The organism is Sphingopyxis sp. NJF-3 (assembly GCF_053514865.1).
On the sequence record NZ_CM130726.1, the window covers coordinates 2,769,668 to 2,783,087 of the forward strand.

15 protein-coding genes are annotated in these 13,420 nt (G+C 67.5%); 10 read left to right on the forward strand and 5 right to left on the reverse strand.

Annotation, left to right across the window (positions count from 1 at the left end; translation table 11 throughout):
* Positions 1-49: 49 nt before the first annotated feature.
* The 3 genes from ACOTSS_RS13430 to ACOTSS_RS13440 all read left to right on the forward strand — a co-directional run bounded on the left by ACOTSS_RS13430 (position 50) and on the right by ACOTSS_RS13440 (position 3,783).
* Positions 50-994, forward strand: coding sequence for a C40 family peptidase (locus tag ACOTSS_RS13430; protein ID WP_448688629.1), 945 nt, complete (start codon positions 50-52; stop codon positions 992-994).
* 7 nt (positions 995-1,001) lie between these two features.
* On the forward strand, positions 1,002-1,928 hold the full coding sequence (gene argC, locus ACOTSS_RS13435; RefSeq protein ID WP_448688630.1) for an N-acetyl-gamma-glutamyl-phosphate reductase: 927 nt from the start codon (positions 1,002-1,004) through the stop codon (positions 1,926-1,928).
* Between the two features lie 346 nt (positions 1,929-2,274).
* On the forward strand, positions 2,275-3,783 hold the full coding sequence (locus ACOTSS_RS13440) for a diguanylate cyclase (RefSeq protein ID WP_448688631.1): 1,509 nt from the start codon (positions 2,275-2,277) through the stop codon (positions 3,781-3,783).
* Between the two features lie 15 nt (positions 3,784-3,798).
* Here the strand turns inward: ACOTSS_RS13440 and ACOTSS_RS13445 are convergent, their stop codons facing one another.
* Complete coding sequence (locus ACOTSS_RS13445) at positions 3,799-4,017, reverse strand: hypothetical protein (RefSeq protein WP_448688632.1); 219 nt, start codon at positions 4,015-4,017, stop codon at positions 3,799-3,801.
* A 170-nt stretch (positions 4,018-4,187) separates the two neighbouring features.
* On the opposite strand from ACOTSS_RS13445, the gene ACOTSS_RS13450 reads away from it, so the two are divergent.
* Positions 4,188-5,528: a PQQ-dependent sugar dehydrogenase gene (locus ACOTSS_RS13450; protein WP_448688633.1), complete on the forward strand. Its 1,341-nt coding sequence runs from the start codon at positions 4,188-4,190 to the stop codon at positions 5,526-5,528.
* 90 nt (positions 5,529-5,618) lie between these two features.
* Here ACOTSS_RS13450 and dnaN read toward each other — a convergent pair whose 3' ends face one another.
* Complete coding sequence (dnaN, locus tag ACOTSS_RS13455) at positions 5,619-6,734, reverse strand: DNA polymerase III subunit beta (protein WP_448688634.1); 1,116 nt, start codon at positions 6,732-6,734, stop codon at positions 5,619-5,621.
* Positions 6,735-6,905: 171 nt separating this feature from the next.
* Between dnaN and ACOTSS_RS13460 the strand changes: the two genes are divergently transcribed.
* Positions 6,906-7,397, forward strand: a complete 492-nt coding sequence (locus ACOTSS_RS13460; protein WP_448688635.1) for a hypothetical protein — start codon at positions 6,906-6,908, stop codon at positions 7,395-7,397.
* Positions 7,398-7,401: 4 nt separating this feature from the next.
* On the opposite strand, the gene ACOTSS_RS13465 is transcribed toward ACOTSS_RS13460, so the two are convergent.
* Entirely contained in the window at positions 7,402-8,283 is an 882-nt protein-coding gene (locus ACOTSS_RS13465; protein WP_448688636.1) for a LysR family transcriptional regulator, read from the reverse strand.
* A 151-nt stretch (positions 8,284-8,434) separates the two neighbouring features.
* On the opposite strand from ACOTSS_RS13465, the gene ACOTSS_RS13470 reads away from it, so the two are divergent.
* The gene (locus tag ACOTSS_RS13470) at positions 8,435-8,764 is read left to right on the forward strand and encodes a UrcA family protein (protein WP_448688637.1); all 330 of its coding nucleotides are present in this window, start codon (positions 8,435-8,437) and stop codon (positions 8,762-8,764) included.
* A gap of 6 nt (positions 8,765-8,770) precedes the next feature.
* Here ACOTSS_RS13470 and ACOTSS_RS13475 read toward each other — a convergent pair whose 3' ends face one another.
* Both ACOTSS_RS13475 and ACOTSS_RS13480 read right to left on the reverse strand, forming a co-directional pair.
* Positions 8,771-9,472, reverse strand: coding sequence for a methyltransferase family protein (locus ACOTSS_RS13475; protein ID WP_448688638.1), 702 nt, complete (start codon positions 9,470-9,472; stop codon positions 8,771-8,773).
* 13 nt (positions 9,473-9,485) lie between these two features.
* Positions 9,486-9,878 carry a winged helix-turn-helix transcriptional regulator gene (locus ACOTSS_RS13480; RefSeq protein ID WP_448688639.1) on the reverse strand — a complete coding sequence of 131 codons (393 nt, stop codon included), beginning with the start codon at positions 9,876-9,878 and terminating at the stop codon, positions 9,486-9,488.
* A gap of 116 nt (positions 9,879-9,994) precedes the next feature.
* Between ACOTSS_RS13480 and ACOTSS_RS13485 the strand changes: the two genes are divergently transcribed.
* The 4 genes from ACOTSS_RS13485 to ACOTSS_RS13500 all read left to right on the forward strand — a co-directional run bounded on the left by ACOTSS_RS13485 (position 9,995) and on the right by ACOTSS_RS13500 (position 13,405).
* Complete coding sequence (locus ACOTSS_RS13485; protein ID WP_448688640.1) at positions 9,995-10,738, forward strand: SDR family oxidoreductase; 744 nt, start codon at positions 9,995-9,997, stop codon at positions 10,736-10,738.
* A gap of 174 nt (positions 10,739-10,912) precedes the next feature.
* The gene (gene rlmN, locus ACOTSS_RS13490) at positions 10,913-12,151 is read left to right on the forward strand and encodes a 23S rRNA (adenine(2503)-C(2))-methyltransferase RlmN (RefSeq protein WP_448688641.1); all 1,239 of its coding nucleotides are present in this window, start codon (positions 10,913-10,915) and stop codon (positions 12,149-12,151) included.
* A gap of 230 nt (positions 12,152-12,381) precedes the next feature.
* Complete coding sequence (locus ACOTSS_RS13495; protein WP_095386390.1) at positions 12,382-12,840, forward strand: outer membrane protein; 459 nt, start codon at positions 12,382-12,384, stop codon at positions 12,838-12,840.
* Between the two features lie 241 nt (positions 12,841-13,081).
* Positions 13,082-13,405, forward strand: a complete 324-nt coding sequence (locus ACOTSS_RS13500; protein ID WP_448688642.1) for a YnfA family protein — start codon at positions 13,082-13,084, stop codon at positions 13,403-13,405.
* The last annotated feature ends 15 nt before the right edge of the window (positions 13,406-13,420 follow it).

A 13,420-nucleotide genomic window follows, 5' to 3' on the forward strand; every position in this document is an offset into this window, starting at 1 on the left:
CGCGCGATTGGCCGCCCCAGAGGCGGAGGCGCTATTAACAGGACGGCATGTGACAGCAGAAACGGGCCTCAATTCCGCGATCCATCGCGTGCGCATGGGACGCCCCGGCGTCGTCGGCGCCGGGCGCGATCGCTTCGGCCTGACCGGCACGTCGCAGAGCTTCGATCCGCGCGTTGTGGCGATCCGTCCCGACCTCGCCGACATCGCGGTCGCCGGCGTTCATTTCGCCCCGCACTATGCCGCGCCGATGATGCGCAGCGGGGTACTGCCCGCCGCCGCGATGCGCGCGGCGCCGACGCTCGACGCCGACCAGACAAGCGAACTGCTGTTCGGCGAAGGCTTCGCGCTGCTCGATCTGACGGGCGGCTGGGCGTGGGGCTACAGCCTCGCCGATCATTATGTCGGCTATCTCGCCGCCGAGGCGCTCGGCGCGCCGATCGCGCCGACGCACCGCGTGAATATGGTCGAGGCGATGCTGCATTCGTCACCCGATGCCGCGAGCGGCGGCCCCGCGGTGCTGCCCTATGGCGCGCTCGTCATGGGCGAGGCGGAGGGCGAATGGCTTCGGACCCCGCACGGTTTTCTCCCGCTGGCGGCGCTGGTCGAGGTCGGATCGCCCGATGCCGATCCCGCCGCGGTCGCCGAGGCGATGATCGGCGCGCCCTATCTGTGGGGCGGCCGCACCGCCAAGGGCATCGACTGCTCGGGCCTCGTCCAGCTCGCCTGGGGCGCGGCGGGCGTGCAGTTGCCGCGCGACAGCGACCTGCAACTCGCCTCGCTGGGCGCCGACAAGGATGTAACCCCCGCCGATCTCGCGCGCGGCGACCTCGTCTTCTTCCCCGGCCACGTCGGGATCATGGCCGATCACGACATGATCATCCACGCGAGCCGACGATGGATGGCGGTCAAGACCGAGCCGCTCGCCGACGTCGTCGCGCGATCGGCGGAGAAGGGACATCAGCCGCCGATGAGCGGCATGAAGAGATTGCGGTAATTTCATCATGACACAGACGGTTTTCATCGACGGCGCGGCGGGAACGACGGGCCTCGAAATCGCCGAGCGGCTCGCGGGGCGGGCCGAATTTTCGCTGATCACGCTCGACGAGGCGCGCCGCAAGGATGCCGCCGCGCGCGCCGAGGCGCTGAACGCCGCCGATTTCGTCATCCTCTGCCTGCCCGACGACGCCGCGCGCGACGCGGTGGCGATGATCGCGAACGATCGCACCCGCGTCATCGACGCCTCGACCGCGCATCGCGTCGCGCCGGGCTGGGTCTACGGCTTTCCCGAAGTCAGCGGCCATGACGCCGTGGCCGAGGCGAAGCGCGTGTCGAACCCCGGCTGCTATTCGACCGGCTTCATCGCGCTGGTCGCGCCGCTGGTGCGCGCGGGTCTGATCCCCGCCGACTGGCCCTATATCTGCCACGCGGTCAGCGGCTATTCGGGCGGCGGCAAGGCGCTGATCGAGCGCTTCGAGGCCGACCGCGACATCGCATGGCGCGGCTATGCGCTGGCGCTCGGCCACAAGCATGTGCCCGAAATGCAGGCGCGCTGCGGGCTGTCGGTCGCGCCGCTCTTTTCCCCCGCCGTCATCCCCGCGCATCGCGGCATGGTGGTCGAAGTGCCCCTGCCGCTCGCGGCGATGCCGGGCGCGGCGACGCCTGGCGCGCTCCGCGACGCGCTCGCGACCTTCTATGCCGCCAGCCCGGTGGTCGGCATGGGCGCGGCGCCGGAAGACGGCGAACTGCTGCTGCGCGCCTCCGACGGCGGCAGCGACCGGCTCGACCTGTTCGTCTTCGCGGCTGCCGACGGCAGCCAGGCACGCCTCGTCGCGCGGCTCGACAATCTGGGCAAGGGCGCGAGCGGCGCCTGCGTCCAGAGCCTCAACATCATGGCAGGCTTGCCCGAAACCGCGGGCCTGCGCCTCTAGGTCACATATCCACTACCGGCACGTTCGAGGCGTCGAAATGGCGAAGATATCGGGTTCGGGCGGGCGCAGCGTGTAGTGGTTCTACCCGCAAGGCCGCACGGAGCCGAGATCGAAGCCATTTCGACGTCCCCCCAATTAAGCGGAAGGGGGGATTTGACCGATTTTGTCCATTGCTTCGTCGGCAAGTCTTGAAATATCGACATATTCCTTCCCCTTGCCTTCTCGCACTGAACAAAATCGCTTCAAACCTCGAGCGCGCCGGTAATGGGTATGTGACCTAGACCTGTCCCGCCGCGCCCACCCGATAACCGATGGCGGCGCCGCATCGGCGTGGTAAGAGGCAGGCATGGGCATGTCTTTGCAGGATAAAGCCGAAGATTCGGCCTTCCCGGCGCGCTCCCCGGCTTGGCGCCGGCATCCGGACATTCTCCTGCCGCTCGCCTTCGTCGCCGCGCACGCATCCGCGATCGCCCTCGGCGGCGGCAAGGCCTGGCTCCTGTCGCTGCTCTTCCTGGTTTTCGCGCCGCTCCTGGCGGCCGCGGCCTGTTTTCATCGCGCCCGGCGCGACGCCTTCGTGGAGGGCTGGATCGCACTGGGGGCCGCGATGCTGCTGTGGGCCGGCGGGATGGCGAGCAATCTGCTCGCGGGGTTGTGGTTCGACAGCTGGTCAGGTGCCGCCGGTTTCACCCTGTTGCTCTTCATCCTCTACGGCGTCCCGATCATCTTCGCGCTCGCGGCCCCCGACCGCGAATCCTGGCCGGTTCGCTTGATCGACGCGGCGCTCGCGGCGATCCTCGGCTATCTGTTCTTCCGCCACACCTTCGCCTTTGCGACGCTGGCCGACACGAGCACCGCCAATCTGCTCGCCCTCCGTCTGATGTTCGACATCGAGAATCTGTTCATCGCGCTGTTCGCGGCGATCCGCTTTCTGGCGAGCGCCGATCCGGTTCGGCGTGCCTGTTTTCGCAGCCTGACCCTCTTCGCCTTCGCCTATCTGGCGACCGCCGCCTTCATCAACCATCTCTATGCGGACGTCTATTATGGATCGCCGTCGGACCTGGTGATCGGGCTACCGTTCACTTTGCTCGCCGGCCTCGCGATCGCGCACCACATGCCGGGCAAGGGCGTGCTCCGCACCTCGCCGGCCTTTCCGCATGTCGTGCAGGCCGCGGCGCCGCTGATGCTGCCCGCGACGCTGCTGATGGTTTCCACTTCTCTGGTCCGGATCGACCCCGCACTGGCGATAGCGGGCTGCGGCGCGGCGATCCTCGGCTATGGCCTGCGCACCATTCTCGTCCAGCTACGCAGCCTCGACGACCAGAACCGACTCGAGCGGCTGTCGCGCGTCGACGCGCTGACCGGCCTCGCGAACCGGCGCCAGTTCGACGAAAGCCTGCGCCGCGAATGGGATCGCGCCGCACGGTCCGGAAGCGGGATGGCGCTGCTGATGATCGACGTCGATCAGTTCAAGCTGCTCAACGACGGGCTTGGCCATCCGGTGGGCGACCAGCGGCTGCGGGCCGTGGCAGAGGCGCTGGCCGGCTGCGCGACGCGCGGGTCCGACCTCGTCGCACGCTATGGCGGCGAAGAGTTCGCGGTGATCCTGCCCGCCGCGAATCTCGCTGAGGCGATGGTGCTCGCCGAGACGATTCGATGCGCGGTCGAACGCCTCGATCTGCCTTCGCCGGCCCCGGGCGGGCGGGTCACGGTGAGTATCGGCATCGGCCATGTCGATCGGGCCGAGGGCGGCAACGCCGCGCTGTTGATCGCCGACGCCGATGCCGCGCTCTATCGGGCGAAGCGGGACGGCCGCAACCGCTCGATCGCTTCGGCCAAGAACAGCATGGCCGATTAGTGCGAAGGGCTCGCCTCAATGCACCGTGTCGAGCGCGCTCTCGACCGACAGATAGGTGATCAGCCGCTCGATCTGCCGCCAGCGCGCGAAATGAAGATGGTTGCCGAGCACGCGATATTGCTCGGCGCGCGCCGCCGCGGCGAAGCCCGCTTCGTCGCCGTGCAGATCGATCAGCGCATAGGCGTCGTCGACCGCGGCGCGATCGGCGAGAAAAGGTGCTGAAAGCTGCATCATATCCCCGGTTCTTGCGTGGAGACCGGACCATAGCGATCCGCCCTGACCGCGCCGTTCCCAACCGTGATGAACGGGCAGGTAAGGTTAATTGCAGACGCCTTCGCGTTAACCCAGTCGCACCCCGCGTTTCGCCCCTTTGCCGCCGCGATCCGCCGGTGTAGACAGACAGCATGCGCAAGATCCTGAAATATGCCGCCCTCGCCCTGATCGTCCTCCTGATCGCCGGCGGGATCACCTTCTATGTGATGTCGCGTCCCGACGTCGCGCGCTTCTCGACCGCCGAGCTCAGCGGGCGGGTGCCGGTGATGGCGGCACAGCGGCCCGAAACCTTCCCGACGATGAACGTGCCCGAGGCGACGCACTGGCCGGCCGGACAGGCACCGGCGGCGGCGGCGGGGCTGGCGGTTCAGCGCTTCGCCGAAGGCCTGGACCATCCGCGTTCGATCTTCGTGCTGCCGAACGGCGACATCCTCGTCGCCGAAGCGCAGAGCCCGCCGCGCGACACCTCGGGCATCGAGGGCAAGGTGATGGGCAGCCTGATGAGCAAGGCCGGCGCCGGCGGCGCGTCGGCGAACCGCATCACCCTGCTCCGCGACGCCGACGGCGACGGCAAGGCCGAGGTCAGGAGCGCCTATATCACCGGCCTCAACTCGCCCTATGGCATGGCGCTGGTCGGCAAGACGCTCTACGTCGCGAACACCGACGCGCTGCTCGCCTTTCCCTATGTCGAGGGCGCGACGAAGATGGCGGGCAAGCCGAAGAAGATCGCCGACCTGCCCGCGAAGGGCACCAACCGCCACTGGACCAAGAGCCTCGTCGCGGCGCCGAACGGCTGGCTCTATGTCGGCGTCGGCGCCGACAGCAATATCGGTGAAAAGGGCGTGAACAACGAGTTCCGCCGCGCCGCGGTACTCGAGGTGCGGCCCGAGAACGGCTATGTCCGCACCTTCGCCGCGGGTCTGCGCAACCCGGTCGGCCTCGCCTGGTATCCCGGCAGCGACCAGCTCTGGACCGTCGTCAACGAGCGCGACATGCTCGGTTCCGACCTCGTTCCCGACTATCTGACCAATGTCGACGAGGGCGATTTCTTCGGCTGGCCCTGGTATTATTGGGGCGGCTTCGTCGACCCGCGCGTCGATCCCGACGCCGAGGATCGCCGGCAATATGTGAAGCGCCCCGACTATGCCCTTGGCGCGCATGTCGCGCCGCTCGGCTTCACCTTCACCGAGGGGCTCGATCTCGGCGAACGATGGGCGAACGGCGCGCTGATCGCGCTGCACGGATCGTGGAACCGCGAGCCGGTGTCAGGCTATAGCGTGGTGTTCGTGAAGTTCGGCGACCGCGGCAAGCCGGTCGATGCGCTGCCGGTCACCCTGCTCGACGGCTTCCTCGCCAAGGACGGCAAGACGACCCGCGGCCGCCCCGCCGATGTCAAGGTCGCGAAAGACGGCAGCGCGCTGGTCGCCGACGATACCGGCGGGGTGATCTGGCGGGTCGCGAAGGCGGGTTGAGATTAAACGTCATCCCAGCGAAAGCTGGGATCGCTGGAGGTTGAACAACCACGATAGCGATCCCAGCTTTCGCTGGGATGACGCAGGTGCTCAAACCCGCATCGGCATCAGTACGTACAGCGCCGGGCTCTTCTCGCTTTCGCGGATCAGCGTCGGCGCGTTGGCATCGGCCAGATGCAATTCGACGCTGTCGCCGTCGACCTGGCCCAGGATGTCGGACAGGTAGCGCGCGTTGAAACCGATCTCCATCGCGTCGCTGTCATAGCCCGCCGCCAGTTCCTCGGCCGCGGTGCCGTTCTCGGGGCTGGTGACGCTCAGCGTGATACGGTCCTTGTCGAGCCCAACCTTGACCGCGCGGGTCTTTTCGCTCGCGATGGTCGAGACGCGGTCGACGCCCTGGAACAGGCTCTTCGGATCGACTTTCAGCAGCTTGTCGTTCGCGGTTGGGATGACGCGGCTGTAGTCGGGGAAGGTGCCGTCGATCAGCTTCGAGGTCAGCACGGCGTTGCCGAGCTGGAAGCGGATCTTCGACGCCGACAGGCTGATCTCGACATTGCCCTCGGCTTCGTCGAGCAGCTTGCGGATCTCGCCGACGCATTTGCGCGGCACGATGACGTCGGGCATGCCGGTCGCGCCTTCGGGGCGCGTCACCGTGTAGCGCGCCAGCCGATGACCGTCGGTCGCCGCGGCCTTCAGCACTGGTCCGGTCGCATCCTCGGCGACGTGGAGGAAGATACCGTTCAGATAGTAACGCGTTTCCTCGGTCGAGATCGCGAAGCGCGTCTTGTCGATGATCTGGACGAGTTCGGCGACCGGCAGCTCGAAGCTGGTCGGCAGGTCGCCCTCGGCGATCACCGGGAAATCGTCGCGCGGCAGCGTCGGCAGGTTGAAGTTCGAACGGCCGGCCTTGACCTGCATCTTGCCTTCGGCGGCCGACAGGCTGACCTCGGCGCCCTCGGGCAGCTTGCGCGCGATCTCGAACAAGGTGTGCGCCGACACGGTGGTCGTGCCCGGCGTCTCGACCTTCGCCGCGACGGTCTCGACGACCTGGAGGTCGAGGTCGGTCGCCATCAGCTTCAATTGGCCCGAGGCATCGGCCTCGATCAGCACGTTCGACAGGATGGGAATGGTATTGCGCCGTTCGACCACCGACTGGACGTGGCCGAGGCTTTTCAGAAGCACTGCGCGTTCGATCGTCGCTTTCATTCTAATTCGTCATCCCTGCCTGTTCGGGAGAAGTCCCTGAAGGGGCGGCGGCTCGCGAGCGATTCGGCGCCGCGATTCCCTGCCCCTGAAAATGCCAACCTTCCTTAACGCACGCACCGCGCCGTGCAAGCCATGCTTGCAAAGCATCCCCAATCGCGCAAACGAGGGCCGATGCGGCGCGCCCTTCCCTTCCTTCTGACGCTGGCCCTTCCCGTCGCCGCGGCGGCGGCGCCCGCCGCGCTCGGCGTCTTCGACGGCTGGGGCGCCTTCCGCGATCCGGCCGCCCCGCGCTGCTACGCGATCGCGGCGCCCGCAGCGACGATCGGCACGCCCGAGGTCAAGGGCTATGCGAGCGTCGGCTATTGGCCCAAATCGCGCATCCGCGGCCAATTCTATGTTCGCCTGTCGAAGCCGCGGCGCGACGGCGCCGAACTGCGCCTGACGATCGGCAGCCGCCGCTTCATCCTGACCGGCAACGGCGTCCACGGCTGGGCGAGCGACGCGCGGATGGACGCGGGCATCATCGCGGCGATGCGCTCGGCGCCGAGCATGAGCGTCGAGAGCGTGTCGGTGCGCGGCGGCGCGATCGCCGACACCTATCGCCTGCGCGGCGCCGCGACCGCGATCGACGCGGCGGCGCTGGGCTGCGCAAGGTTGGGGTGATCGCCTAGTTCCGCGCCAGCTTGGTCAGCGCGCTCGCGAGGAAATCGAGCACCGTCCGCACCCGCGGCACGTGGCGGAGCCGCTCGTGGGTCAGCAGCCACAGCCCCGTCGTGTCTTCGGTCTTGGGCGGAATGCAGCGGATGAGGTCGGGCTCGCGGTCGGCTAGGAAAGCCGGCAGGATAGTGAGCCCCATGCCCGAACGCACTCCGGCGAGCAGGCCCGACGCCGAATCATATTGCATGACCACCGACTCCTCGAGCCGATATTGCCTGAGCCACGCCTGATAGGGCTCCCACACCGAACCGCCGCCGCCGATGAAGGGATGGGTGACCAGCTCGTCGCGGCTGTGCGGGATACCGTGAAGATCGGCATAGTCGCGGCTGCAATAGACGGTCCACGGGTTGTCGGCGATGCGCCGCCCGACGAGACCCGCGCCCGCAGGCTGCTTACTGCTGCGGATCGCGATGTCCGCAGCGCCCGCGGCGAGATCGCGGGGCTCGTCCGAGGTATCGAGGTGGATGTGGATTTCGGGATGCGCCGCGCGCAGGTCGCGCAGGATCGGCGGCAGGATGGTGATCGCGAAAATCTCCATCGTCGTGACGCTCACGGTGCCGCCCGCATCGCGCGACCGGGCACCCGCTGCTTCGCCGAAGCGCGCGGCGGCATCGCGGACCGCCGCCGCGCTCGCCAGCATCGCCTCGCCCACCGGGGTCAGCGCATAGCCCGCCTGCCGCCGCTCGAACAGGTTGAGGCCGGTCGCCGCCTCCAGCGCCGCGATGCGCCGCGCGACCGTCGTCTGGCTGACGCGCAGCGCCTGCGCCGCCGACAGCGTGCTCCCGGTCTCCGCGACCGCGAGAAAGGATTTGAGATCGTCCCAATCGAACATGGCGTCTTTTGCGCAATAATAGCGCCGACCGCATTCTGCAATTTTGCAGAACGGCCGCGCAACATCGTTGCTCCTCGGGCCGCGACCCGCCCTCTATCTTGGGTCCACCGGCTTCCTCCCCTCCCCAACTGCCGGCCGATGGAGACAAGAGATGACCAAGCTTCTGATCCTCGCCGCTCTGGCCGCTGCACCGCTGGCCCAGCCCGTCTTCGCCCAGCCCGCGCCCGCCCCGCGAACCGCGCTGGTCGCCCACGCCGACCTCGACCTTGCGACCGAAAAGGGCGCCCGGACGCTCGACCGCCGTATCTGGCGCGCGGTCGTCGCCGTGTGCGGCACCGCCCCCGACTATGACCTCGAGGGCAAGAACGACGTCCGCGAATGCCGCCGCGACACCCGCGCGATCGCCTCGGCCGAGGCCCAGCAGGTGATCGCCGACGCGGCGCGAGCCCGGCCGATCCGCGTCACCACCCGCGCGAAGTAACCGGCGTCACCAGACGCCGGGCAACAACCGCCAGCGGACACGCGCGGCATAGGCGGGATAGCCCGGCAACTCGCGTTGCAGCAGCCGGTCCTCCCATGACGTGCGCAGGATCAGCACCCCGCTCGCCACCAGCGCGGGGACGAGCGCCCACAGACTGCCGAGCGCGAGCGCCATGCCGGCGAAGAGCAGGATCGCCGCCGAATAGCCGGGATGCCGTACCGCGCGATACGGCCCGCTGTCGATCACCCGCTGGTGCCGCTCGGACTGAATGCGCACCCCGGGCTCGAAGAAGGGGTTGACCGCCTGCGCCCACGCGGTGACCGCGATCCCCGCGAGCAGCGCGGCATAGCCCCCGGCGACGAGCCAGAGCGGCACATGCGACCAGCGAAAACGCCCCGCGTCGAGCGCCGCGACCGGCAGGATCGCGACCATCGCGGGCAGGATGACCGCGAGCAGCGCCTTGTCCCACCCCTTCGTCCCCGGCTGGAACCGGCTGCGCGCGCGATAGATCACCGGATTGACCCGCGCCAGGACCAGCCCCGACGCGCCAAAGCCGACCACCACCGCCGCGACGAACAGCCAGCCCGGCCGCCAGCCGAGCGAACCCGCGGGCCAGAAGATCAGCAGCAGCAGCGAAAGCGGCAGCGTGATCGCATAGACAATGATCTTTGCAGGCGGCATCGATGGAGGATCTTGCGGCGTGTCCATCGTCCGGGTTCCTTCAATCGCGCGTATCGAACGCGGCGCGTGCCTTTTCCACTTCGCACAGATGCGCCTCGGCCCAGTGCCAGACGCCGCAAAAGGCTTCGCCGAGGCTCTGGCCCAACTCGGTCAGCCGATATTCGACCTTGGGCGGAATCACCGGATGGACGGTGCGGTGGACGAGCCCGTCGCGCTCCATGGCGCGGAGCGTCTGGGTCAGCATCTTCTGGCTGATTCCCGGAACGAGCTGCGCGAGGCGGGTGAAACGGCAGGTGCCATGCTCCTCCAGCTCCTCGAGCACGAGCAGCGTCCATTTGTCGGCGACTCGCCCGATCAGCTCGTTGACGAGCGTTTCGACGCGCGGATCGACCGGCGCTTCGGGGTCATAGGGTCGTTTTTCGGGCTGCGGCATGACGGAAAACCCATTTCTCTCTTTAAGGTAACTATAGCACTTTCAGGTGCCTACTTTCCTTTGGAGAGTATAGGCATAAATAGGCCTCCTCACCACCCCCAAGCGAGGATCTCCCCATGAAGACCACAGGCAACACCATCCTCCTCTCCGGCGGCGGCTCGGGCATCGGGCTCGCGCTCGCGCAGCGCTGGCACGACGCGGGCAACACCGTCATCATCACCGGCCGCAACGCGGCGAAGCTCGACGCCGCGGTCGCGGGCCGCGCGAACCTCCACGCGATGACGCTCGACATCACCGACGCGGATGCCATCGCCGCCTTCGCGAAGGAGGTGATCGCCCGCTTCCCGGCGCTCAACATCCTCGTCAACAACGCCGGCGTGATGATGTACGAGGCGGTCGATGCCGAACGCGACCTGGCCGACGCCGAGACGACGGTGGTCACCAACCTCCTCGGCCCGATCCGGCTGATCGACGCGCTGATCGACCATCTCGCGGCCGCGCCCGACGGCGCGATCGTCAACGTCACCTCGGGCCTCGCCTTCGTCCCGCTGCCCAAGGCGCCGACCTATTCGGCGACCAAGGCCGCACTGCACAGCTACACGCAGGCGCTGCGCGTCCAATTGGAGGGCAAGGTCGAGGTGATCGAACTCGCCCCGCCCGCGGTACGCACCGAACTGACCCCGGGCCAATCGACGCGCGAGGCCTATATGCCGCTCGACGCCTTCGCCGACGAGGTGATGGCCTTGTTCGCGGCGGAGCCGACGCCGGCCGAAATCCTGGTGCGGAATGTCTTGCCGCTGCGCAACGCCGAAGCCGATGGCGCGGTGGCCGAGCGGCTAGCGTTTCTGAAGGCCCTCTAATCTACACCCTCCCCTTCAGGGGAGGGCAGCGAGACTTACGAACTTGTTCGTTAGTCGCAGCGGGTGAGGCCGTCGACCTTGCGCAAGACCGACGGCCCCACCCCAACCCCTCCCCTAAAGGGGAGGGGCTTGAGATTGCGCTTTTCCCCCTTCCCGCCTATATGCGCGCGCATCATGCAGATCCCCGGCCATATCGACCCGGTCATCACCGGCACCGTTCCGCTGCGCGGCGGCAATCGCGTCGACCTCGTCGGCCTGACGCGCGAGGGGATTCGCGCCGTACTCGAAGAGGCCGGGCTCGACGCCAAGGCGGCGAAGCTGCGCGGCAAGCAGGTCTGGCACTGGATTTATCACCGCGGTGTCACCGAGTTCGAGGCGATGACCGACATCGCCAAGGCGATGCGCCCGTGGCTGACCGAGCGCTTCATCGTCGGCCGCCCCACCGTCGTCACCGCGCAGGTGTCGAACGACGGCACGCGCAAATGGCTGCTGGCGGCCGCCGACGGCCAGGAATATGAGATGGTGTTCATCCCCGACGCCGACCGCGGAACCTTGTGCGTGTCGAGCCAGGTCGGCTGCACATTGAACTGCCGCTTCTGCCATACAGGCACGATGCGCCTCGTCCGCAACCTCTCCGCGGGCGAGATCGTCGGACAGGTGCTGCTCGCGCGCGACGCGCTCGGCGAATGGCCGAAGGGAACGATGGCCTCAGCGCCCGATGCCGACGACGAGGATGACGACGCCGGCCACTACACCGCCGACGGCCGCATGCTCACCAACATCGTGATGATGGGGATGGGCGAGCCGCTCTATAATTTCGACGAGGTCAAGGGCGCGCTCAAGATCGTCATGGACGGCGACGGCCTTGCGCTGTCGAAGCGGCGCATCACCCTGTCGACCAGCGGCGTCGTCCCGATGATGGCGCGCGCGGGCGAGGAGATCGGGGTGAACCTCGCGGTCTCGCTCCATGCGGTGACCAAGGACATCCGCGACGAGATCGTGCCGCTCAACCGCAAATATGGCATCGAGGAGCTGCTCGCGGCCTGCGCCGCCTATCCCGGCGCCAACAACGCGCGGCGCATCACCTTCGAATATGTGATGCTGAAGGACAAGAACGACAGCGACGCCGATGCGCGCGAACTCGTCCGCCTGATCAAGCATTACAAGCTGCCCGCGAAGGTGAACCTCATTCCCTTCAACCCCTGGCCCGGCGCGCCCTATGAGTGCTCGTCGTCCGAGCGGGTGCGCGCGTTCAGCAACCTGATTTTCGAGGCCGGCATCTCGGCCCCGATCCGCACCCCGCGCGGGCGCGACATCATGGCCGCATGCGGTCAGCTCAAGAGCGCCGCGACCAAGCCGACCCGCGCCGAACTCGACCGCATCGCCGAGGAAAAGCAGGCGGCGCTGGGCTGACGCCCGCGCCCGTTCCGAACATCCGCCCGGAGTTGCCGCTACCCGCATTCGCGAAAGGGCGCACCCGATCGCTACCGCGCATACCTATGCTGTGTTGCAAAAACAACACAGGTAAGAAAATTGTCATATTCTGAACGGCGCATTCATTGACGCGACAGGTGCGAACGCCATCTAGGGCGCCGGGCCGCGACCCAAAGGGCGTGGTCCAGATCAGAGAAAAGGAATAGAAAATGAAGAAGTTCGCAGTTGCAGCCGCTCTCCTCTCGGCCGTCGTTGCTGTCCCCGCCATGGCTGCCGAAGGCGGCGAAGGCCGGGTCGAAGTGCGCGGTGGTTACGTGACCGGCAGCGGCCTTGACGATGCCACCCTAGGCGTCGCGGCCGGCTATGACTTCGACCTCGGTTCGACGACCTTCGTCGGCGCCGAAGTCGCCGGCGACAAGGTGCTGATCGACGGCGCCGACGTCCAGTTCTCGGCCGGTGGCCGCTTCGGCACCAAGGTCGGCGAAAAGGGCAAGCTCTACGCTGCTGGCGGTTACACCTTCAGCGACATCGACGATCCCTATGCGGGCGTTGGCTATGAGCACAAGCTCGGCACCAACCTCTATGGCAAGCTCGAATATCGCCACCAGTTCATCGGCAACTTCAGCGACTTCGACAGCTTCGCCGTCGGCGTCGGCTTTGCCTTCTGATCCGTTCGGACGGACGCGAAACAGGAAGGGGCGGCCCCGCGGGGCCGCGCCTTTTTATTTGGGGCGATCGGGAACCGCACAGTCGAAACCGGATGACCGCTACCGACCGATTGCGGTCATTCTTCTCCCCTCCCGCCAGCGGGAGGGAGCATCAAATCAACCTTCAGACGACAGATTCCCACCCCAAAGCCGATCCAACAATCCCCTTCCCTTTGCTGCACCGCCGCGCCACGGTAAGGCCATGACCGCTTTCGCCTATATCGGGGCCGCGCTGGCCGAGATCGCCGGATGCTTCGCCTTCTGGGCATGGCTGCGGCTGGACAAATCCGCCTGGTGGCTGCTGCCCGGCATGGCCTCGCTCGCGCTCTTCGCCTGGCTGCTGACGCTGGTCGACGCCGATCATGCCGGGCGCGCCTATGCCGCTTATGGCGGGGTCTATATCGTCGCGGCGCTGCTGTGGCTGTGGGCGGTCGAGGGCGCGAGGCCCGACCGCTGGGACCTGATCGGCGCGCTCGTCTGCCTCGGGGGCGCCGCGATCATCCTGTTCGGGCCGCGCGGGGCCTGACACCGGCCCCGCGCG

Coding starts and splice junctions, on each gene's coding strand:
- argC (WP_448688630.1), top strand. CDS start 1,002: ATGACACAGACGGTTTTCATCGACGGCGCGGCGGGAACGACGGGCCTC.
- ACOTSS_RS13440 (WP_448688631.1), top strand. CDS start 2,275: ATGGGCATGTCTTTGCAGGATAAAGCCGAAGATTCGGCCTTCCCGGCG.
- ACOTSS_RS13445 (WP_448688632.1), bottom strand. CDS start 4,017: ATGATGCAGCTTTCAGCACCTTTTCTCGCCGATCGCGCCGCGGTCGAC.
- ACOTSS_RS13450 (WP_448688633.1), top strand. CDS start 4,188: ATGCGCAAGATCCTGAAATATGCCGCCCTCGCCCTGATCGTCCTCCTG.
- dnaN (WP_448688634.1), bottom strand. CDS start 6,734: ATGAAAGCGACGATCGAACGCGCAGTGCTTCTGAAAAGCCTCGGCCAC.
- ACOTSS_RS13460 (WP_448688635.1), top strand. CDS start 6,906: ATGCGGCGCGCCCTTCCCTTCCTTCTGACGCTGGCCCTTCCCGTCGCC.
- ACOTSS_RS13465 (WP_448688636.1), bottom strand. CDS start 8,283: ATGTTCGATTGGGACGATCTCAAATCCTTTCTCGCGGTCGCGGAGACC.
- ACOTSS_RS13470 (WP_448688637.1), top strand. CDS start 8,435: ATGACCAAGCTTCTGATCCTCGCCGCTCTGGCCGCTGCACCGCTGGCC.
- ACOTSS_RS13475 (WP_448688638.1), bottom strand. CDS start 9,472: ATGGACACGCCGCAAGATCCTCCATCGATGCCGCCTGCAAAGATCATT.
- ACOTSS_RS13480 (WP_448688639.1), bottom strand. CDS start 9,878: ATGCCGCAGCCCGAAAAACGACCCTATGACCCCGAAGCGCCGGTCGAT.
- ACOTSS_RS13485 (WP_448688640.1), top strand. CDS start 9,995: ATGAAGACCACAGGCAACACCATCCTCCTCTCCGGCGGCGGCTCGGGC.
- rlmN (WP_448688641.1), top strand. CDS start 10,913: ATGCAGATCCCCGGCCATATCGACCCGGTCATCACCGGCACCGTTCCG.
- ACOTSS_RS13495 (WP_095386390.1), top strand. CDS start 12,382: ATGAAGAAGTTCGCAGTTGCAGCCGCTCTCCTCTCGGCCGTCGTTGCT.
- ACOTSS_RS13500 (WP_448688642.1), top strand. CDS start 13,082: ATGACCGCTTTCGCCTATATCGGGGCCGCGCTGGCCGAGATCGCCGGA.